Origin of the sequence: Streptomyces sp. NPDC059787, assembly GCF_042732315.1 — a bacterium.
Classification (GTDB): domain Bacteria; phylum Actinomycetota; class Actinomycetes; order Streptomycetales; family Streptomycetaceae; genus Streptomyces; species Streptomyces atrovirens.
On record NZ_JBHWHX010000006.1, the window covers coordinates 202,367 to 223,874 of the forward strand.

15 protein-coding genes are annotated in these 21,508 nt (G+C 71.9%); 6 read left to right on the forward strand and 9 right to left on the reverse strand.

Annotated features, from left to right (window positions below):
• The first annotated feature begins 8 nt into the window (after positions 1 to 8).
• Positions 9 to 1,787 carry an ABC transporter ATP-binding protein gene (locus ACFV5H_RS08325; RefSeq protein WP_385193608.1) on the forward strand — a complete coding sequence of 593 codons (1,779 nt, stop codon included), beginning with the start codon at positions 9 to 11 and terminating at the stop codon, positions 1,785 to 1,787.
• 23 nt (positions 1,788 to 1,810) lie between these two features.
• On the opposite strand, the gene ACFV5H_RS08330 is transcribed toward ACFV5H_RS08325, so the two are convergent.
• The 9 genes from ACFV5H_RS08330 to ACFV5H_RS08370 form a co-directional block, all read right to left on the reverse strand.
• On the reverse strand, positions 1,811 to 3,214 hold the full coding sequence (locus ACFV5H_RS08330) for a glycoside hydrolase family 43 protein (protein WP_385193525.1): 1,404 nt from the start codon (positions 3,212 to 3,214) through the stop codon (positions 1,811 to 1,813).
• 282 nt (positions 3,215 to 3,496) lie between these two features.
• On the reverse strand, positions 3,497 to 4,330 hold the full coding sequence (locus ACFV5H_RS08335) for an urease accessory protein UreD (RefSeq protein ID WP_385050790.1): 834 nt from the start codon (positions 4,328 to 4,330) through the stop codon (positions 3,497 to 3,499).
• Entirely contained in the window at positions 4,327 to 5,022 is a 696-nt protein-coding gene (gene ureG / locus ACFV5H_RS08340) for an urease accessory protein UreG (RefSeq protein WP_385193528.1), read from the reverse strand. Before ureG ends, ACFV5H_RS08335 begins: the two co-directional genes overlap by 4 nt.
• Positions 5,023 to 5,053: 31 nt before the next feature.
• On the reverse strand, positions 5,054 to 5,728 hold the full coding sequence (locus ACFV5H_RS08345) for an urease accessory protein UreF (RefSeq protein WP_385050794.1): 675 nt from the start codon (positions 5,726 to 5,728) through the stop codon (positions 5,054 to 5,056).
• A 48-nt stretch (positions 5,729 to 5,776) separates the two neighbouring features.
• Entirely contained in the window at positions 5,777 to 7,621 is a 1,845-nt protein-coding gene (locus tag ACFV5H_RS08350) for an urease subunit alpha (protein ID WP_385193531.1), read from the reverse strand.
• Entirely contained in the window at positions 7,605 to 8,267 is a 663-nt protein-coding gene (locus ACFV5H_RS08355) for an urease subunit gamma (RefSeq protein ID WP_385193534.1), read from the reverse strand. The genes ACFV5H_RS08350 and ACFV5H_RS08355 overlap by 17 nt, the downstream gene beginning before the upstream one ends.
• Positions 8,268 to 8,454: 187 nt before the next feature.
• Positions 8,455 to 10,260, reverse strand: coding sequence for a protein kinase (locus ACFV5H_RS08360; protein ID WP_385193537.1), 1,806 nt, complete (start codon positions 10,258 to 10,260; stop codon positions 8,455 to 8,457).
• Between the two features lie 138 nt (positions 10,261 to 10,398).
• Entirely contained in the window at positions 10,399 to 11,580 is a 1,182-nt protein-coding gene (locus ACFV5H_RS08365) for a DUF6183 family protein (protein WP_385193540.1), read from the reverse strand.
• 292 nt (positions 11,581 to 11,872) lie between these two features.
• On the reverse strand, positions 11,873 to 13,258 hold the full coding sequence (locus ACFV5H_RS08370) for a Cys-Gln thioester bond-forming surface protein (RefSeq protein ID WP_385193543.1): 1,386 nt from the start codon (positions 13,256 to 13,258) through the stop codon (positions 11,873 to 11,875).
• 644 nt (positions 13,259 to 13,902) lie between these two features.
• Between ACFV5H_RS08370 and ACFV5H_RS08375 the strand changes: the two genes are divergently transcribed.
• The 5 genes from ACFV5H_RS08375 (at position 13,903) to ACFV5H_RS08395 (ending at position 21,445) form a co-directional block, all read left to right on the forward strand.
• Positions 13,903 to 15,591 (forward strand): subtype B tannase, encoded by a 1,689-nt coding sequence (locus ACFV5H_RS08375; RefSeq protein ID WP_385193546.1) that lies wholly within the window; start codon positions 13,903 to 13,905, stop codon positions 15,589 to 15,591.
• Between the two features lie 342 nt (positions 15,592 to 15,933).
• On the forward strand, positions 15,934 to 17,412 hold the full coding sequence (locus tag ACFV5H_RS08380) for a sugar transferase (protein ID WP_385050808.1): 1,479 nt from the start codon (positions 15,934 to 15,936) through the stop codon (positions 17,410 to 17,412).
• 79 nt (positions 17,413 to 17,491) lie between these two features.
• A complete protein-coding gene (locus tag ACFV5H_RS08385) occupies positions 17,492 to 18,808 on the forward strand; it encodes a nucleotide sugar dehydrogenase (protein WP_385193549.1) in 1,317 nt (438 codons plus the stop codon).
• Positions 18,798 to 20,078: a glycosyltransferase family 4 protein gene (locus tag ACFV5H_RS08390; protein WP_385050812.1), complete on the forward strand. Its 1,281-nt coding sequence runs from the start codon at positions 18,798 to 18,800 to the stop codon at positions 20,076 to 20,078. The genes ACFV5H_RS08385 and ACFV5H_RS08390 overlap by 11 nt, the downstream gene beginning before the upstream one ends.
• Positions 20,075 to 21,445, forward strand: coding sequence for a polysaccharide biosynthesis protein (locus tag ACFV5H_RS08395; RefSeq protein ID WP_385193552.1), 1,371 nt, complete (start codon positions 20,075 to 20,077; stop codon positions 21,443 to 21,445). Before ACFV5H_RS08390 ends, ACFV5H_RS08395 begins: the two co-directional genes overlap by 4 nt.
• Positions 21,446 to 21,508 lie beyond the last annotated feature (63 nt).

Here is a 21,508-nt window from a genome sequence, read left to right on the forward strand (position 1 = left end):
ACACCGACGTGGACACCGGCGGGGATCCCGTGGCCGAGATCCGCGACCTGCGCGTCGTCGTCGACGGCCGGGCGATCGTCGACGGGGTGAGTCTGCGGGTGCTGCCCGGCAGGGTCACGGCGCTGATCGGCGCGTCCGGCAGCGGCAAGACCACCACCGGCCTCGCCCTGCTCGGCGAGTACCCGGCGGACGCCCTGGTCACCGGCGACGTACGGGTGGCGGCCGACGGCCTCGTCGGCTACGTCCCCCAGCATCCGGCGGCGGCCCTCAACCCCGCCCGCCGGGTCTCCGCGCTGCTGACCGACATCGCCCGCGCCCAGGTGCGCCGGCTGCCGGTGCGGCAACGCCGGGCGGCGGCCCGCGAACGTGTTCTGCGGGCGTTGACCGAGGCACAACTACCGGACTCCGAAATCCTGTTGAGGCGTTATCCGCACCAGCTCTCCGGCGGTCAGCAGCAACGCGTCGTCCTTGCCCAGGCGTTGCTGCTGGGCGCGCGCGTCGTCGTGGCCGACGAGCCCACCACCGGCCAGGACGCCCTGACCAAGAGCCGTATCGTCGAGCGGTTCAGGACCGTCGCGGCCCGTGGCATCGCGGTGGTGCTGCTCAGCCACGACCTGGACGTAGTGAGCGCGCTCGCCGACGAGGTGGTGGTCCTGCGGGCGGGCCGGGTCGTCGAGTCGGGCCCGGCCCGGCGGGTCCGGGCCGCGCCCCGGCACGAATGGACCCGTGAACTGTTCGGCGAACACGCGGAGTCGCCGGACCCGGACGAACCGACCGGGCAACCGGGACCGCGCGTACACGGGCTGCCCCCTGCACGTACAGAGGTACCGGACCCGGATGAGCCGGCCAGTCGGCCGGAGGCGCCGACACGCGGACTGCTCGGTACGCGTACGGAGTCGCCGGACGCGGACGAGCCGACCGGGCGGCCGGGGGTGCGGGCACATGGGCCGCTCAACCGGCATACGGAGTCGCGGGACCCGGACGGCCACACCGCCCGCACCGGGCAGCCCGTCCTGCAGGTGCGCGGGCTGACCGCCCGCCACCGCGACGGCGCCCGCGGCACGACCGTGGTGCTGCGCGCCCCCGAACTCGACCTGTACCCGGGCCGGTCGCTCGCCGTCGTCGGCCGGTCCGGCAGCGGCAAGACCACCCTGGCCCGCTGCGTCGCCGGCCTCCACCGGGACCACGACGGCGAGATCCTCCTGGACGGCACACCGTTGCCGCGAAGCCTGCGCGACCGCAGCCGCACCCAACTCGCGGCCGTGCAGTACGTCTTCCAGGACGCGCACGCCGCCTTCGACGAGCACCGCCCCGTCGTACGGCAGGTCGCCCGCACCGCGGTCCGCCTGCGCGGCACCGACGAGGACACGGCGACCCGGGAGGCGCTGACCACCCTGGCCGGCCTCGGGCTCCCGGAGGAGCTGGCCCACCGGCACCCCGGCCGGCTCTCCGGCGGCGAACTCCAGCGCGCCGCCCTCGCCCGCGCCCTGCTCGCCCGCCCCCGCGTCCTGGTCTGCGACGAGATCACCTCCGGCCTCGACACGGTCACCCGCCGGGACATCCTCGACGTGCTCACCACGCTGGTCCGCGACCGTGACCAGTTGTCCCTCGTCCTGATCACCCACGACCTGGACACGGCCGCCCTGGCCCACCGCGTCGCCGTACTGGACGCCGGCGAGCTCGTCGAACAGGGCCCGGCCCGGCAGGTCCTGACCGCGCCGAGCCACCCGTTCACCGTCTCCCTCATGGAGACGACGGCCCGCCTGGCAGCGGGGACGGCCACGTGACGCACGTGCCGCTCGACGTGTGATCAGTGGCCCACCGAGAAGGTGGCGTCGGCGCGGTCCGTGGCGGTGCCGACCGGGTCGACGCGCAGGGCGTAGCCGGAGTGGCGGATGTAGCGGGTGGGGTGGTTGTGGGAGCGGAAGGAGGACCAGGAGGCGTCGGCCAGGCCGGCGACCCGGTGGAAGGTGGCGTCCTGGGCGAAGACGGTGGTGCCGTCGTTCGTGTCGAGGCGGAGTACGTAGTCGTAGTGCCGCAGGTAGCGGGTGGGGTGGCTGACCGACTGGAAGGAGACGCCGGAGGAGTCGGCCAGCCCGGGGACCAGCCTCCACTGGGAGTCGGTGTACGGGTCGAAGGGGTAGGTGTCGATCCGTGCCAGGTAGTCGGCGTGGCGGACGTAGCGGTCCGGGTAGTTGTACGACTTCAGCCGGTTCCAGGCGGGGGCGCCCCAGCGGGCCAGCAGGTTGGTGTACTCGGCGGCGGTGATCGGGGCGATGGTGCAGTGCTTGGCGTTGACCGGGTGGGTGTACAGCTTCTGGTCCACCGGGGTCCAGGTGCCGGCCGCGAGGTCGGTGGTCCGCCAGGCGTAGAAGACGCCGTTGGGGGTGTAGGTGTCGCCCCACAGGTACCAGGTGTTCGAGGTCAGGGACTTCACGAGCGTGGGCGCCTCCGTTCCCCCGTGGGCGACCGACGTGCTGAACGGCGTGAAGCTGCCCGGGTTCAGTGAGGTGGAGCGCGCGCCGACCAGACCGCCGGTGCTGCTGCTCTTGAAGTAGAGGTAGTTGACGCCGTTCACGCCGACGGCCATGTCGCCGTCGATGACGTCGTAGCCGGGGTCGAAGAACACCTGGGGCGCGGAGACGGTCGTGAAGTCGCTGGTGTAGTTGACCATCAGGACGTTGTGGCCGGTGGAGTTCACGGCCGAGTAGAGGATGGCGTACTGGCCGCGGCTCGCGTCCCAGAAGGCTTCGGGGGCCCAGCTGTGGGTGACCATGTCGTGCAGGTGGGGGCGGCGGTAGTTGGTGAAGCTGCGCAGGTCGGCGGAGTCCCACACGTGGATGGTCTGGCTGTTGTAGCCCCAGTCGGTGCCCTTGAGGTCCGTGGCCAGCACGATGAAGCCGCCGTCGCGTTTGCGCATGATGAACGGGTCGCGCAGGCCGCCGGCGCCCGCGGTGGGGGTGACGACGGGGTTGTTCTGGTTCAGCGGCGTCCAGTTCAGGGAGTCGGTGCTGACGGCCAGGTGGAGTCCGTAGTCGGTGCCGAGGCCGTTCGGTGACTCCGTGAAGTAGCCCATGACGTAGGCGGAGTCGGCGGCATGGGCGGGCGGGGCGCCCAGGGACAGGTCGGCGGCCAGGGCCACCGACGTGGCCGCGGCGGCGCCGAGGAACAGTCTGCGGGACGGCATGGCCTGGCTACGGGGGCGTGCGCTCATCGGCTCTCCAGGTGTGTATGGGGCGGTGCGCGAACGAAAGGGCGTGGCCGGCTCGACGGCCTCCACTGTCGTTCGATATGTCGAACGAGGTTCGGGAGGCCGATCAGAAAGTAGGACCTTGACCGCGACCCGTCAATACTTTCCGCGCGGCGTACGGCCGTGACGGATGGCCTCGGCGGTGAGGCCGAGGCCGATGCCGCCGGGCGATCGCCGTCCGTTTTCCGGGCTCTCGTGGACGAGCCCGGACGAGCCGTCCCGCTCCCGGAACTTCGGCTCGGAGGACTAGGGGCGGGTTTCCGGACCAGAGGCGTGCGTGAGGGCCGCGTCGAGCAGGTGGCGCAGCTCGGTGAGGGTCGACGCGACGGCCGTGGCCAGCAGCGCCGACCCGTCGGCGAGCGGCGCCAGTACGCACTGCCCCCGTTCCGGGTCGCCGAGGAGGACGGGCTCCGGGAGCCGCACCGGTTCGGGGTCGACGAGGAGGAGCTGACCGGTCGCCCGGTGGCTGCCCAGTACGGCGGGTCCGTCCCACGCCGGGGCCGGGGCCCCGTAGACGGCGTGCTGGTCGAGGACCGGGCGGCCGTCACGTCGTACGGTCAGGCGGGTGGACAGGTGGCCCGACGGTTCGGCGGTGCGTCCGAGGAGTTGCTCCTCGCGCAGGAGGAGCCGGGAGGTCGCGGCGAGTTCCACCCGGTAGGTCTGGTGCAGGGTGCTGCCCCGCGCGCTGATCAGCGGCTGGGGCAGCCAGTGCAGCGACGCGTGCTCGCCGACGGTGAGCCGTACGTCGTAGGTGGCGGGGTCCGTGGTGGGGCCGCGCAGGGCGATGGTGGCGGCGGACGTGGTCACCTCCAGCCGGGTGTGCGCCTCGGCGGTGATGTCGAGCGCGAGTCTGTCTCCGCCGAGCGGTGCGCTCATCGCGCCGAGCACACAGACCCGTGCCCGCTCCCCGCGGGGCCGTAGCCGGCGCAGGTGGAAGGGGCCGTCGCTGTGCAGGAGGGGGAGCGTCGTGGCGCGGCCGTTGTGGGTGGCCCTCAGCCGGGCGGTGGCGCGGACGCCGGCGGGGTGGGGGCGGGGCCTCGCAAGGTCCCCGGCCGGGGCCTGGGCGGCGGTGGCCGTCACCCGGTGACTCCGGCGTGCCAGGTGGCGAGGCACCCGGTGACCCAGTCGGCGACCGGGCGGATGCCGTCGACCGCGGTCAGACTGGTGAAGGCGTACGGCAGGTCCCCCCGCTGCCTGCGGGTGTCGGCCCTCATGGTGTCCAGGTCGGCTCCCACGTACGGCGCCAGGTCGGTCTTGTTGACCACGAGGAGGTCGGCGGTGGTGATGCCGGGGCCGCCCTTGCGGGGGATGTCGTCGCCGCTGGCCACGTCGATGACGAAGACCTGGGTGTCGACGAGCCCGCGGGAGAAGGTCGCGGTGAGGTTGTCTCCGCCGGACTCGATGAGGATCAGGTCCAGCGGGTGCAGGGTCTCTTCGAGCTGCTCGACCGCTTCGAGGTTGGCGGAGATGTCGTCGCGGATGGCGGTGTGCGGGCAGGCGCCGGTCTCCACGGCGGTGATGCGCTCCGGCGGCAGTACGGCCTCGCGGCGCAGGAAGGCGGCGTCCTCCTGGGTGTAGATGTCGTTGGTGACCACGGCGAGGGACAGCCGGTCGCGCAGGGTGCGGCACAGCGCGGCCACGGTCGCGGTCTTGCCCGAGCCGACCGGCCCGCCGAAGCCGATCCGCAGGGCGCGGCGGCTGCCGTCCGGGCGCCGGGGGTCGGCGCTGTGGGTGTGGCGGTGCGGCAGGATCACGGGATGGTCCAGATGCACGGGGGCTCCAGTTCGGTGCGGTGGAGGCGGGTCAGGAGGCGAAGAGGCGGACGGGACGGGCGGCGTGCTGCTCGCCGGTGATGTCCAGCAGCGGGGCGGACGTGGCGGGCAGGACGGTGACGCCCTCGGCGGCCACGCGCTCCGCCGCGCCGGCCGCGGCACCGGCGACGGTGTCGCACTCGTCGGCGAGCCGTGCCAGTACCGCGGTGGCCTCGAACGGGTCGAGGCTCAGCAGGCGTACCGCCGCGGTCGCCGGGCCGCCGACGCTCTCGTAGGCGGCGGCGCGGGCGGCGTCGAGCGGGGTGAGTCCGGCGGCGCGGGCCGTGACGCCGAGGACGACCGGCTGGTGGGCGCCCTGAGGGCGGTGGTGGGCGAGGTGGTCGAGTTCGGCACTGGGCCAGGTGGCGCGGGCGGCGCGCATCAGCTGCCGGCCGAGGCGGCGGGCGACGTGGCGCAGGGCCGGTGCGGGGGTGCGGGTGTCGGCGGCCTCGTCCAGGGCGAGGGCGTCGTGTCCGGTGGTGGCCGCGGCGGCGAGACCGGCGGCGGTCAGTCCGGCGGTGTGCAGCCGCCCGCGGCAGAACGCCTCCAGGCCGGCCGCGTCGTGCACGCTTCCGGAGGCGACGGCGGCCTCCATCCCGCCGGAGTGGGCGTGCCCGCCGGCGGGGAAGCGGCCGTCTGCCAGGAGGAGCAGGGCGGTGCGGCTCATGGCCCGCCTTTCGCATGAGGGCCGGGGCCGGCCGGCCCCGGCCGGGGATCAGAACAGGAAGTACCGCTGGGCCAGGGGGAGTTCCGTCGCGTAGTTCCGTCCGACCTCCTGTCCGTCGACGCTGGTGCGGACGTCGGAGGTGGTGGCGCCGCCGATGGTGACGTCGAAGGTGTCGGGGTCGACGTCGATCTCCGGCAGCCCGTTGTTGTGCACCATGTCGGCCTTGGTGACGCCCCGGGTGGAGCGGATCGCGCGCAGTGGCTTGAGCAGTCCGGTCCGGGAGAGTTCGCCGTCGAGGGCGGCCTCGGCGACGAAGTTGAAGGAGTTCGCCGCCGGGGCCCGGCCCTGGGCGCCCCAGACCGGGCGCGGCAGATAGGGCTGCGGGGTGGGGATGGAGGCGTTGGCGTCGCCGATCTGGGCGTAGGCGATCTGGCCGCCCTTGATGACCATGTGGGGTTTCACTCCGAAGAACTTCGGCTCCCACAGGACCAGGTCGGCGAGTTTGCCGTCCTCGACGGAACCGACCTCGTGGTCGATGCCGTGGGTGACGGCGGGGTTGATGGTGTACTTGGCGATGTAGCGCCGGGCCCGGAAGTTGTCCGCGTCGGCGTCGTCCTCGCGCAGATGTCCGTAGCGGGACTTCATGACGTGCGCGGTCTGCCAGGTCCGCAGGATCATCTCGCCGATGCGGCCCATGGCCTGGGCGTCGGAGGACATCATCGAGATGGCGCCCATGTCGTGGAGCAGGTCCTCGGCGGCCATGGTGGAGGGCCGGATCCGGGAGTCGGCGAACGCCATGTCCGCCTCGACCTCCGGGTTGAGGTGGTGGCAGACGATCATCATGTCGACGTGTTCCTTCACGGTGTTGACCGTGAAGGGCCGGGTGGGGTTGGTCGACGCGGGCAGCACGTTCGGCTTGCTCGCGAGGCTGATCATGTCGGGGGCGTGACCGCCGCCGGCACCCTCGATGTGGAAGATGTGCAGGCCGCGGTACTTGGCGTCCTTGGTCCTGCGGTTCTTCTTGGTCGCGGCGAAGGTGTGGTGCACGAAACCGGACTCGTTGAGGGAGTCGGCGTGCAGGGCGACCTGGACCCCGGTCTCCTCGCACACCGTCAGGGCGGCGTCGATCACGGCCGGGGTCGCGCCCCAGTCCTCGTGGATCTTGAAGCCGAGGGCGCCGGCCTCGACCTGGTCGTGCAGCGCCTTCTCGGAGACGGTGCTGCCCTTGGCGAGCAGGCCGATGTTGACCGGGAAGGCGTCGAGCGCCTCGAAGGTCCGTTGGATGTGCCACTTGCCGGGCGTCACGGTGGTGGCCGTACTGCCCTCGGCGGGCCCGGTGCCGCCGCCGATCAGGGTGGTCACGCCCGACGCGAGGGCCTCGTGGATCTGGCCGGGGCACAGGAAGTGCACGTGCGTGTCGACGCCGCCGGCGGTCAGGATGCGCCCCTGGCCGGAGATCACCTCCGTCTCGGGCCCCACGACGAAGGCCGACGCGCGCGGGTCGGTGTTGTCGGGCGGCGTCATGGTCTCGGGGTTGTACGCCTTGCCGATCGCCTGGATCCTGCCGTCGCGCAGTCCGACGTCGGCCTTGACCACACCCCAGTGGTCCAGGATCAGCGCCCCGGTGATCACCGTGTCCACCGGCTTGCGCTCGTGGTCGCGCGGGATGTGCGACTGTCCCATGGACTCGCGGATCACCTTGCCGCCGCCGAAGACCATCTCGTCGCCGCTGCGGCCCGGCCCGCCGCACCAGTCCGCGTCGATCCTCAGCCTGAGGTTGGTGTCGGCGAGCCGGATCCGGTCCCCGGTGGTGGGCCCGTACAGGTCGGCGTAGCGGGAGCGCGACAGCGGGTCCCAGGGCTTGGCGTTCTCGTTCTCAGTCCTGTCGGGCATCGAGGTGCTTCTCCTCTTCGCTCTTGTCGGCCTGGAGCCCCTGGACGGTCCGCTCCCCGGCGATGGGCACCAGCATCACGGTGCGCGCGTCGCCGGGCTCGAACCGTTCGGAGGTGCCGGAGGCGATGTGCAGCCGCATCCCGTGGGCGTCCTCGCGGGTGAAGTCCAGGCCCTCGTTGGCCTCGGCGAAGTGGAAGTGGGAGCCCACCTGGATCGGACGGTCCTCGGGATTGGCCACCTCCAACGGCACGGGCGTCGCGCCCTCGTTGAACGCGATCCGGTACTCGTCCTCGTCCGGCAGCAGCTCCCGCTTCCCCGGATGGACGTCCACCTCGGTGTCCGCCTCGTCGAACGGGTCGTGGATGGTCACCAGCTTCGTCCCGTCCGGGAACGTCGCCTCGACCTGGACGTTGGTGATCATCTCCGGTACGCCGTCCATGACTTCGTCGCGCCGCAGCACACGGCGCCCGGACTCCATCACCGAGTCGACCGTCGCCCCGGCCCGCGCCTCCTCGTAGACGTGCGCCGTCAACAGCGCCATCACCTCGGGATGGTTCAGCGGCAGCCCGCGCTCACGGCGCCGCCGGGCGACATCCGCCGCCACATGGACCAGCAGGCGCTCCTGCTCGTGCGGAGTCAGATGCATGCGGTCCCCCTCTCCTGTTCCGTCGCTTCACGACTGCGTCCGCCGCAGTGGCGATCCTCGGAGAGGAGAGACTTCGACACGTGGAGAACGGCTCTGTCATGCCGGATGGAATGAACCGGAAGCACGGGTCGCACAGGGGCGCAGCCACGGACACACCGCCCGCCCCGCACCCGTTCGGGGCATCCGCCTACTCGGCGACGACGAACCGGAGACGGCGGCGGGGGCGCGTGTACGAGCCGTGGGCGCGACCGCGCAGTTCCTGGAAGAGGGCCACCAGGGTGGCCAGGCCCCAGGCGACGGAGAACACGGCGATCCGGTCGCCCGTGCCGAGAGCCAGCCAGCCGACCCCCAGTCCGGTCAGGGTGACGCCGGAGGCGGCCAGGAGTGCCGAGTGCCGCCTGGGGCGCAGGGCTCCGGCCAGGCACAGGACTCCGAGGGCGAGTGCCGGGACGGCCAGTACCGGGATCGTCTCGTGCCCGGTGTAGCTGTAGGACGACTCCCCCGACGCGGAAACGTAGTCCCCGGCGTAGTCCTGCTCCAGCAGCCGGTAGCCGGAGGGGTCCGTCGGCAGTTGGTAGTAGTCCTCGAGGATGGAGTCGTAGTAGTAGAGGGTGCTGGAGAAGTCGTACTCGGACACGAAGGTGTAGTCGTCCTCGTCGACCGCCGCTCCGGCGGCCACTCCGGCGACGACCAGGGCACCGGCTCCCCACCACAGGAGAGTGGAGGTCAGTGGGAGCCAGCGGAACGCCACCAGTCCGAGTACGACGCCCGCCACCGACGGTACGAGGAAGTCGTCCCGCGCGTACGTGTCGCCGTAGCCGAGGACGACGACGCCCGACACCACGATCCCCAGCAGTGCCACGATCCGGTTCCCCGCCGGGAGGAAGCGCCACTTGCGCGCGGACGCCGCTCCGGTGGGATCCTCGCGGCCGGGGCCGGCCGGTGGTGGACCGTCCTGTGCGAGGGCCGCCTCGGCCGGGGTGGCGGGGGGAGCCGGGGCCGTGGGAGTCGTCGGCTCGGGTGCTGGTGCGGCCTGGGTCTGCTGTTCGGCCAGCATCGTCCGCCCGGGGCCCGGCCCGGGCGGCGGCGGGACGGGAACGGGCGGGGCCGGGGGAACCGGAGGAAGGGATGGGGACCCCGTTCCCGCGAGAGCCAGGGCACGCTCCATCTCTCCCGCGTCGGCGAAGCGTTGCTCCCGGTCCTTCGAGAGTGCCCGGAGCAGCACGGCGTCGACCGACGCCGGGACCTGCGGCCGCAGCCGGGACGGGGCGACGGGGTCCTCGCTGATGTGCTGGTGCATCACGGCGAACGGGGAGTCGCCGGTGAAGGGCGGGCGGCCGGTGAGCAGTTCGTACAGCAGGCAGCCCGTGGAGTACTGGTCGGAGCGGCCGTCGACCGCGCGGCCCGTCAGCTGTTCCGGCGACAGGTAGGCGGGGGTTCCCACCGTCATACCGGTCGCGGTCAGACGGGTGGTGGTCTCCGCCACCACCTTGGCGATACCGAAGTCGAGGACCTTGACGCCGCCTTCGGAGGTGAGCATGACGTTGGAGGGTTTGATGTCCCGGTGGATCAGGCCGTGGGCGTGGCTGTGGACGAGGGCCTCGGCGATCCCCCGGCCGACCTCGAGGGCACGCTCGACGGTGAACGGTCCCTCGGCCAGCACCTCCGCCAGAGTGCGGCCGTCGATGAACTCCATGACGAGGAAGGGGGTCGTCTCGCCGTCCCCGACGTCCTCGCCGACATCGTGCAGGACGGCGATGTTGCGGTGGCTGAGCGAGGCGACGGTACGCGCCTCCCGGCGGAACCGGACACGGAACTCCTCGTGCCGGGTCAGCTCCGGCGGCAGCACCTTCACCGCGACCGTACGGCCGAGCTCCCGGTCCGTGGCACGCCATACCTCCCCCATGCCGCCACGTCCTGCCTTTTCGACCAGCTCGTACCGCTCGGCAAGTACCCGCACCGTCTCCCCCTGATCGCCCCCGGAGCACGCCATGGATCAGCCCGCCCGCACGCCCACCGTACTGGCTGATTTCCATACATTGAGCGTCGTAACAGTGCCAAAAGGAGCGTGCGCCTCAGGCGCACGCCTGTCGCGCACCACTGCGCCGGGCAGCCGCCGTCCTTCCCGTGGCTACCCGAGGACGTCCCGGTCGGTGTCGGTTGCCGCCAGCACGGCGACCCGCCTTCGGGTGGGATCGAGTACGGCGAAGGCCACGTCCGCCGTGTCGTGGTGGAACCAGTCCGTGAACGCCATGAAGCGCACCCACCGGTGGTCGGCGGTGCTCCGCACCGCCTCCAGGAACGGCGTGTCGACGGACAGGCCCATCAGCGCGTACAGGCTCTCCCAGGCATACAACCGTGCGTACGCGCCACCCTGCCCCCGGCCGTTCACCCCGCCGATGTACGCGGCCGAGAAGAGTTCGTTGAGCACGTCGTCGGGTGTCGTCGCGCAGGCGAGCGCCTCGCCCCGGTGTCCGCCTCCACCCGCCAGGCAGTCCAAGGGCAGTTCCTCGATGAAGGAGATGCCGAAGTCGTCGGGGCCGAGCGGGCCCGGCAGTGCGAAGAACCGCGCCTCGGGCTCGCGCTCCCACCCGCCGGCGGTGAACGGTCCGGCGGCCGCCTTCCCCCGCTCATCGTCAGGTGCGCCGACGGCTCCGCGGCCGGCGACCGCACCACTGCCGGTCGGAGGAACCTCCGGGAAACGCGACCGGAGCTGCTGCGGGGTCCTGACCGGACCCAGCCCCCGCACACGGACCATGAACCGGTGCTCGATGTCCAGTCGCGTCCTGGGGAGCCGGGCCAGCGGGTGCCCCAACTCCCGCAGCCTTTCCGCGTACGCGTCCGGACGGCTCCGGCCGGTCCCCGAACCGGTCAGCGCGAGTTCCCCGAGAAGACAGGCCCGCGTCTCGGCCGCCGGATCGTGGATGTCGTCCGGCAGTTCCTCGAACAAGGGCTCGAGGTTCCGCGGAGGCTGCGCCTTCACCAGCCTCGCGGCCACCGAACGCCGCAGCCGGTCGCCTTCCTCACGGGCCGCTGCCTCCAGGGGCAGCAGCCGGCTCACGATGTCCACGGCGTACACGGCACAGTCCCGCGAGCGCGTGCCGGCGAGGGCCTCGGCGATCCGCCCGACGGTCCGCGCCACCGAGGTCCCGCCGGACCTTCCACCGGACGCCTCCCGGCACAACCGCTCCGCCGCTTCGTACAGCTTCTCCGGCCGCTGCCCGGCCAGACGCGTCAACTCCGCCGGACCGAACTCTTCCCACCGTCGTCGATCGGAAGCGTCGTCGCCGTGTGTCACTCGGCCGTGGCTCACCTCAGGAGTCTACGAACACCGTGGGCGTGAACGGCAGCGGGTGGGAGACCGGTGTCGTCGAAGTCGTCGTCCGCGACGGCCACATTCACACGGCGCACCCGATCCGAGACGGCCGCCGGGACGCCTGCGGAGTGACGAGACGCCGCGTACGTGACTCCGCGACCCGTCGCACCCGGAGATCCGGGCCGTGCGGACCGCACGGCGAACCGGCGCCGCGCTACGGGTCTCCATGACGGACGGGCCCGGCACACGCGATGTGTGTGCCGGGCCCGTCCGCCGGGTCAGCGACCGGTCACTCCCCGGTGGCCGCCTTCTTCCTGCGCAGGACGAACATCGCCGCGCCGCCCGCGACCACGAGGACCACCGCGATGCCCGCGATCACCGGAGTCGCGCTGGAGCCGCCGGTGTTCGCGAGGTCGCCCTCGCCGCCGGTCGTGTCGTCGGCGGAGCCGCCGGCCGGGCTGGGGGCCGAGGACGGGGTGTCACCGTCGGTGGCCGGCGTCCCGGGTCCCGGGGTGCCCTGGGTCTTGCAGTCCAGGACGCCCTGGAAACGCTCCGAGAAGCCGTTCGGGCCCTCGATGGTGAAGTCGTACGCCGCGTCCTCGTCGACCGGGACGGTCACCGTCTTGCTGCCGCCCGCCTCGACCGTGTGCTCGGTGCCCGCGAGTTCGAAGGTGAACGGGGTGTCGCCCTCGTTGCTCGCCGTGACGTCGACGCCGCCCTTGGCGCAGTTCTTCTCCGCCGTGACCGAGGGGATGGCGCCCTTGGTGGCCCAGTTCGCGGTCGCGTCGGCCGTGACCGCGGACTCGCTGGAGCCGGCGAGGATCTGCGTCTGGCTCTTGCTGGGGCTCGCGAACGCGCGGCCGACCGGGATCTCGGTGGTCGCCCGGACCGTCAGCGACGCCGAACCGTCGGCCGTGCCCTCGGGCACGTCGAAGTACAGCTCGGTGCCGTCGCCGGCGGACGTGAGGGCCTTGCCGTCCTTGTCGGTCACCTTGACGCCGGCGCCGGCGGCGTCGGCGGAGGCGGCGACGGAGACCTGACCGGCGTCGGTGCGCACGGTCACCGGGCCGAGCCTGCCGCCGGCCTTGCCGGAGACCGCGTTGGGCTCCAGCGTGAGGGAGGTCTTCGGCTCCTGGAGGTTCTGCGCCTGGGCCTCGAGCCAGTCGGCGAGCTTCTCCGCCTGCGCGTCGCGGGCCTCGACCTTCGCCCCGTCCGAGAAGCGCCAGATGGCCACCTGGGTGCCGGCCGCGGCGGTCTTGGCCGTCAGCCCCTCGGTACCCGACTTCTGGGACAGCGCCGTCAGGTCGTCGACCTGCGGGTACGAGTTCTGGAGGATCCAGAGGATCTTGCCGGCGTTCTCGTTGGCGCCGAGCGAGGTCCCGGCCCAGGGGGTCTCCAGGTACTTCGCCTTGTCCTGGGTCGGGTTGTGGATGTCGATGCAGTACGACTGCAGCCGGCCGCTGCCCTCGACGTTCATCTCGAACAGGCCGGCGGCGATGTTCTTGGTCTTGCCGTCGCCGAGGTCCAGACGGGCCGAGTCGTACGTCTTCAGCCCGTCGAGAGTGGCGACCGCACCCCCCTGGTGATGGACGTCGTCCTCGTCGGCGACGGCGTTGCCCGCGCCGACGAGGAGGCCCATGGTGAGCAGTCCGGCCGTGGCCGCCCCAGCGGCCATACGTCGCCCGGTGGTGCGCCGCCCGGTCGTGGCGGACGCGGAATGAAGAGCAAACACAGATTTCCCCTCCGGCGGGACCCGCAACGGGACACACGAGATGTGTTCACACGTGATGCGTGCATGGAAGAGTCACGCCAGTTGTCTCAAGTGCTGGACAAGCACACCGGGATCCTATGGATGGAAGCGTTCCGGATCTTCGTTCCCGACGCCGCACGGCCATTCCGAATCGGAACCGTTACTTCCTACGACCGGAGTGTCCTCATCCATCCAATCTTCACAACCCGGTCGGCAACTCCGCACACCTACCGCCCGGTTGGGGCCGGCCACCGGCGCATGCCCGAAGCGAGCCCCCGTACCCACGCACCGCACCGGGGACGGCAGTCGGGTTGCCGCCGGGAGATCGGCGGCCGGCGACTCGCGAGCCGGGAGCCCCGGAGGAAATGTCCGCGAGATTGCTGGGCATATTGTTAACAATCTTGTAGCGTGCGTCACGCCTTGACCCCGAGGCATCGGCGAAGCACTTGGTGCTCGATGAGGGGAGACCCATGCAGCGGTTGACCACGTCCCGCGGACGCGACGCACTCGCCCACCCGACGAGCGTGCGGGCAGGACGCCCCGCGCCCCGCGAACGCCTCCTGAGAAGCATGGCGATCGCGGGTTCCCTCGTTCTCACGGCCCTCGCGGTGCCGGCCTCCGTGGCGACGGCCGCTCCTTCGGGGAGCCGCGGCCATGCCGCGGACCCCCAGGACGCCGCGCTCGCGTTCGACTCCACCGCATACACGACGATCACCGTCGCCGTCGACGGCCGGCCGATGGACGTGCGCTGGTACAAGGAGATCTGCTACGTGGCGGACCCGGTCGCCGCGGCGGCGCGGCAGCCCGCCGACCCCGGCGGGGGCACCACCACGATCACCGACACCGCCTGCGGCTACCAGAGCATGAACGTGTTCGTCCCCGAGAGTGCCTTCGGCGACCGGCGGACGCCGGTCTACTTCGCGGTGAACAACAGTGGCTGGAAGGCCAGTCACCTCAGGGCGAGCGTGACCGACGCCGCCTCCTACGACAGTTCGACGAGCAACGTCGGCGCCGCGCTGAAGGCGGGATACGTCTTCGTCGACGTCGCCAACCGCAGCCGCGGGCTGGTCGGCGCCGACGGCTCGTCCCCCGGCAAGGCCCCCGCGGCGGTGGTCGACGCCAAGGCCGCCGTGCGCTACCTGCGCCTCAACGACACCGCGATGCCCGGCAGCGCCGAGCGGATCGTCGTCAACGGCACCAGCGGCGGCGGCGCGTTGGCGTCGGTCCTGGGGGCTTCCGGCAACAGCGGGGAGTACGACCCCCACCTCGCCGCGATCGGCGCCGCCGGCATCGACGCGAAGGGCCGCAGCACCCTGCGCGACGACGTCTTCGCCGTCAACGCGTACTGCCCGATCACCGACCTCGGCAACGCCGACGCGGCCTACGAGTGGCTGTACGACGTCCTCGCCACCCGCGACACCACCGGCTCGAACCCCTCCCCCGAGGACGCCGCCGAGATAGCGGCACGGTTCCCCGCGTACGAGAAGAGCCTCGGGCTGCGCAACCCCGACGGCTCCCGGCTCACCGCCGCGACCATGCTCGACACCATCGAGGAGGAGGTCGTCCGCTCCGCGGAGACCTATCTGGAGGCGGACCCCGCCCACACGATCCCGCCGCTGGGCGGCACCTTCGAGATCACGTCGAGGGGCACCACCACGTCGTACGTCAACGACTGGATCGACGTCGACGACGCCACCCGCACGGTGCGCTCCGTCGACATGGCGAAGTACCTCGCCTTCGTCGCCACCCAGGCCACGCTGAAGACGACCCCGGCCTTCGACGCGGTGGGCGTCGACGGGAACACCACCAGCGGCACCGAGACCGACCTCTTCGGCCCGCCGTCCCAGAAGTACATGAACTACACCGAGTACAGCTGGAACCACAACGACGTCGCCGGCGACGGCAGCGGCCTCGACGACACCGGGCTGACCTGGAAGCAGTACACGAGCAGGAAGAGCACCACCGTCGACGACCAGGTCCACCTGATCAACCCCATGGACTTCGTCGGCACCCGCGCCGACACCGCGCCGAACTGGTACGTCCGCCACGGCACCCGCGACCGGGACACCTCGTTCACCGTGTCGGTCAACCTCGACCGGGCGCTCGCCGCCGACAAGCAGGTCGAGAACCTGGACTACCGGCTCGCCTGGAACCAGCCGCACGCCGGCAACTACGACGTGCCCGAGGCCATGACCTGGATCGCCGCGGCCGTCCGCACGGCCGGGGACCCGCTGACCGGCCGTCACTCCTCCCGCTAGCCGGGGCACTGCGGGCGCGGGCGGTCACCGGCAGACCGATTCCGTCTCAAAGCTTGCGCACGAATCACACACATCCCCTCTACATATCGGCCCCGATGGTCTAGATTGACCTTGCTTCAGCCGTTCGAACACACGGTGACGATCGATGAACCCTGGGTGCGGGGAGCACCCGGGGTGCCGGGGTGGGTTGTTCAGCCGGTTCCGAGAGAGCCGGTACGGCATGCGCGGGAGGCGGGGGCCTCCTGTGGGGGAGGAACGGCGCGGCGCGGGGGGCGGGGGCCTCCCGGGTGGAGAAACGGTGTCAGGGGAACACGTCGAACCACTGGGGACCTGGGGGGTTCTGTGCGGCAGGGGGAATTAGTCGGCCCGTTTCCGTCGGCGCACGAGCGTCTGGCGAACGGGGCGATCAGCAGACCGGCGACCGACTGGGAGCAGCGGTACCGCCTTACCGTGATCACCGGCGACACCGTGACCACCGCCTTCGTGGTGGCGGCGATCGGCAACTTCTTCGGGGTCCGGGACGCGGCCAACTGGCATGAGAAATGGGGGATTCTCGCCTTCGGCACCTGGCTGCTGGTGCTGGGGGCGCTCGCGGTGGGCCGGGCGTGGTCTCCGTCCGTGCTCGGCCAGGGCGCCGAGGAGTTCCGCCGGCTCGGACGCTCGTTGTTCATGGCGACCGTCGTCCTGGCGCTCGGCGGAATCGCCCTCACCTCGCGCAACATCAAACTCTGGATCTTCGTCGCGATCCCCGCGATCGCGGTCGTCACCATGATCGCGCGGTATCTGCTGCGCCTGTGGCTGCACAGGGAGCGGAAGGAGGGCCGGTGCCTGAGACCGGTGCTCGCCGCCGGGAGCCCGGCCACCGTGCACGACCTGATCACCCGGACCCGGCAGTTCCCGCACCTCGGCTGGCGGGTGGACGCGGTGTGCACGACGGACGGTCTCGCACCCGACGGTGACCGGGTGGACGGAGTGCCGGTCGTCGGCCGGCTGACGGACGTCGCCGACCACGTCCGCCGCGACGGCTACCGTGTCGTCGCGGTCACCCCGGACCCGCACTGGTCACCGCACCGGCTGCAGCGGCTGGCCTGGAACCTCGAGGGCAGCGACGCCGAGATGGTCGTCGCCCCCGTGCTGATGGAGGTGGCCGGCCCGCGGCTGCACATCGACGCGGTGCTCGGGATCCCGCTGCTGCGGGTCAGCATGCCGGCCTTCACCGGGGGCCGCCGGGCGGTCAAAGGGGTCGTCGACCGGCTGGGCGCAACGATCCTGCTGCTGCTGTTCGCGCCGCTGATGGTGTGCGTCGCCCTGCTCGTGCTGACGACCAGCCGGGGCGGGGCGTTCTACCGCCAGCGCAGGGTCGGCAAGGACGGCCGCGAGTTCACCATTCTCAAGTTCCGCACCATGGTCGCCGGCGCCGACCGGGCCCGTGCCGAGCTGGCCGGCCTGAACGAGGGCGCAGGACCGCTGTTCAAGCTCCACCGGGATCCGCGGGTGACCCGGGTGGGAGCGGTGCTGCGCCGGTACTCGATCGACGAACTCCCGCAGCTGTTCAACGTACTCACCGGATCGATGTCGCTCGTCGGGCCGCGGCCTCCGTTACCGGAGGAGTCCGCCGCCTACGGCCCGGACATCCGGCGGCGGCTGCTGGTCAAGCCCGGCCTCACCGGCCTGTGGCAGATCAGCGGACGCAGCGACCTGTCGTGGGAGGAGGCGGTCCGGCTGGACCTGCGGTACGTGGAGGACTGGTCGCTCGCCCTGGACACAGTGATCTTGTGGAAGACGCTGCGTGCGGTGCTCTACGGGCAGGGGGCCTACTGATGCGCGGGGGGCGGCGTCGTCGTACGGACGGCGCGCGGACCGCAGGCCGCGAGGGCCTGCCCAGGGGGAGGAACGGAACGTGAGAGTCAGCGTTTTCGGGCTCGGCTACGTGGGCTGTGTGTCGGCCGCGTGCCTGGCCGGCATGGGCCACGAGGTCATCGGGGTGGACGTCAACCAGGTGAAGGTCGACCTGGTCAACGACGGCAAGGCCCCGGTGGTCGAGGAGCGGATCGGCGAGCTCGTCGCCGAGGTCGTGGAGAGCGGGGCGTTACGCGCCACCGGCGACGTCCGCGAGGCGATCATGGACAGCGAGATATCGCTGATCTGCGTGGGCACGCCGTCGGAGCCCAACGGCAGCCTGTGCACCACGTACCTGGAGCGGGTCACCGAGCAGATCGGCGCCGCGCTGGCCGAGCGGGGCGGGCGGCACACCGTCGTGTTCCGCAGCACCATGCTCCCGGGCACCTGCCTGAACCTGCTGGTGCCGATCCTGGAGAAGTACGTCGGCGGCACGGCCGGGGTGGACGTCGGGGTCGCGGTCAACCCGGAGTTCCTGCGCGAGGGCACCAGCGTGCGGGACTTCTTCGACCCGCCCAAGACCGTCATCGGCGAGCTCGACCCGGCGAGCGGCGACGCGGTCCTGGCGCTGTACGACGGCCTGCCCGGCGAGGTGTTCCGGGTGCCGGTCCCGACGGCCGAGGCGATCAAGTACGCGGACAACGCGTTCCACGGCCTCAAGATCGGCTTCGCGAACGAGCTGGGCGCGGTGTGCCAGGCACTCGGGGTGGACTCGCACCAGGTGATGGACGTGTTCCTCGCCGACCGCAAGCTGAACATCAGCCCCGCCTACCTGCGGCCCGGCTTCGCCTTCGGGGGCTCCTGCCTGCCCAAGGACCTGCGCAGCCTGGTCCACGCGGCGCAGCGGGCCGACGTCTCGGTGCCCATCCTCTCCCACGTGCTGCCCTCCAACGCCGACCATCTGCAGCGCGCGGTGGAACTGGTGGAGCGCACCGGCAAGCGCCGGGTGGGACTGTTCGGACTGTCCTTCAAACCCGGCACCGACGACCTCCGCGAGAGCCCGCTCGTCGAGCTGGCGGAGCGGCTCTTCGGCAAGGGGTACGACCTGAGGATCCACGACGCCAACGTGAGCCTCTCCCGGCTGCTCGGCGCGAACCGCGAGTACGTCGAGACCCGGCTGCCGCACCTCGCGCAACTGCTCGCGGACTCCGTCGACGAGGTGCTCGAACACGCCGAGGTGTGCCTGGTCGGGACCAAGGACCCGGCCGTGCTGTCGGCGCTGCCCCACGGCGACGGTCCGGTGATCGTCGATCTCGTCCGCCTTCCCGACGCCGAGACGCGCCGGACCGAACCGGGGTACATGGGCCTTGCTTGGTGACACGTCGTTCGACGACACAACCGGCGGCGACCGGCACGGCCGGCGCGCGCTGATCCTGGTGGAGAACCTGTCGGTGCCGTTCGACCGGCGGGTGTGGCAGGAGTGCACGACACTGCGCGACGCGGGCTGGACGGTGCACGTCATATGCCCCCAGGGGAGCAAACGGGACACGGAACCCGAGGCGGTGATCGACGGGGTGCGGATCCACCGCTACCCGTTGCGCGCGGCCACCGGAGGACCGGCCGGCTATCTGCGGGAGTACGGATCGGCGCTGTGGCACACGGCCCGGCTGGCCCGGAAGGTCGGCCCGGTCCACGTGGTCCACGCCTGCAACCCGCCCGACCTGCTGTTCCTGCCGGCCCTGTGGCTGAAGCGGCGCGGCGCGCGGTTCGTCTTCGACCAGCACGACCTGGTGCCCGAGCTGTACCTCTCCCGGTTCGGCCGCGGCAAGGACCTGCTCTACCGCGGTGTGTGCGCGCTGGAACGGATGACCTACCGGGCCGCGGACATCGTGCTCGCCACGAACGAGAGCTACCGGGACGTCGCGGTGCGGCGTGGCGGCCGGCGGCCGGCGGACGTCTTCGTGGTGCGCAGCGCGCCCCGGACCGACCGGTTCCGACCGGTGCCGCCCGAGCCGGAGTTGAAACGCGGCAAGCCCCATCTGCTGTGCTACCTCGGCGTCATGGGCCCGCAGGACGGCGTCGACTACGCCTTGCGGGCCCTGGCGAAGCTGCGCGACGAGGTCGGACGGACCGACTGGCACGCGGTGTTCGTCGGCTCCGGTGACGCCTTCGACGCGATGGTGGAGCTGTCCCGGACGCTCGGGCTCGACGAACAGGTGCAGTTCACCGGGCGCATCCCGGACGCCGACCTGGTGCGCTACCTGTCCACCGCGGACGTGTGCCTCTCCCCCGACCCGCGCAATCCGCTCAACGACGTGTCGACCATGAACAAGGTCCTGGAGTACATGGCGATGGGCCGGCCGATCGTCTCGTTCGACCTGAAGGAGGCGCGGGTCTCCGCCGGTGACGCCGCCGTCTACGCGCCCGCGAACGACGAGGCCGAGTTCGCGAAGTCCATCGCGCTGCTGCTGGACGATCCGGAACTGCGGGCCCGGATGGGCAGGATCGGCCAGGAACGGATCGGCGGGGAGCTCTCCTGGCGGAACTCGCAGGCGTCGCTGCTCGCCGCCTACACCGCTGCCTGCCGTGACCGGGCTCCGGTGCCGGCAGGCACCCGGGGCCGGGCAGGGAAGAGGCCTCGTCGTTGAGCGATGACACGATACGCCTGGCCACGGTCGGGCGGATGATCCATCGGCGGTGGCGGCTCCTCGCCGTCCTCGCCGTGCTGGGCGCGCTCGTCGGCTACGGCACCTCTCTGCTGTTCCCGCCGCGTTACACGACGTCGGCATCGGTCCTGCTGCCGGGGGCATGGGAGGAGCGCGAGCTGCTGACCCAGACGGAGATCGCGACCAGTTCGGTGGTGGTCGACCGGGCGGCCGACACGCTCGGCTGGGCCGGGGTCGACGGCGGCGAGCTGCGGGAGCGGGTGAGCGCCGCGGCCGCCGACGGGAACATCATCAGGATCTCGGGCACGGCCGACACCCCGGAGCGCGCACAGCGACTCTCCGACCAGGTGGCCCAGCAGTTCGTCGCCTTCGCCGCACGGATCGCGGGCGACGACACCGACTCCGAGGCGGCTGCGCGGCCCGAGGAACTGCGGAAGCTGGTGGTGCGGACCAGCCGCCGCATCACCGAGCTGGCCGACGCGGCCGATCCCGGCCGGACCGTGGAGAGCGTGCAGACCCGCACCGAGCTCGCGAAGCTGCGCACCGCGCTGCAGGAGGCCGTCACCGAGCTGGAGCAGGCCGACCCGGCCGCGGGCGAGGCGAGCATGGTCGTCATGGGGCCGGCGGCCCGGCCGGACGGTGAGACACCGCCGACGCGGATACAGCTCGTCGTCGGCGGGGCGCTGCTGTTCTTCCTGCTCGCGGTCGTCGGCCATCTCGCCGCCGCGCGGATGAGCCGGCGGCTGCGCACCGAACCGGAGATCGTCGCGGCGCTGGGCGCGGCGCCGCTCGGTACCGTCGACGTACCCGCCGAGCGGGCCGCGCACCCGCCGGAAGGCCGTGACCTGCGGGCCCGGATCCGCCGGTTCCTCGGTGTCGACGTCCGGTGGGACGTACCGGCCCCGCAGACGTCCGGCGACGAGGCCGGCCGGCGAGTCCGCTACCGGCGGGTGTGCGCCCGCCTCCGGGAGAGGTTGCCGCGCTCCGGGCTGCGGTTGCTGGTCGTCGTCCCGGACGGCGACGAGGTCGCCCACCGGGCCGCCGGGCGGCTCGCCGACGAGTCCGAGGGCGATCCGCTGCTGCGGGTGGCGGAGGTTTCGGTGTCCCGGCCGATGGTGCCGGACCGCGTCGACGAGTCCGGTGCCCTGGTCGTGCTCAGCGCGGGCAACTGGAGCGCGGAGGAGCTCACCGGCATCGCCGAGGCGTGTGCGGACGCGGGGCACAAGATCGTCGGCGTCGTCGTCGCCGGCCCGGTCCGGGCCCGTACGACACGGTCCGCCGGCCGTCCCCGGGACGCCGCCACGCCGGCGCTCGCGGCCGGCGCCGACGCGACGGGAGGCGCAGGGTGACGACGCGTACGAATGCGGAGCCGTCGACCGTCGGCCCGGTGCAGGCCCGTACGACACGGTCCG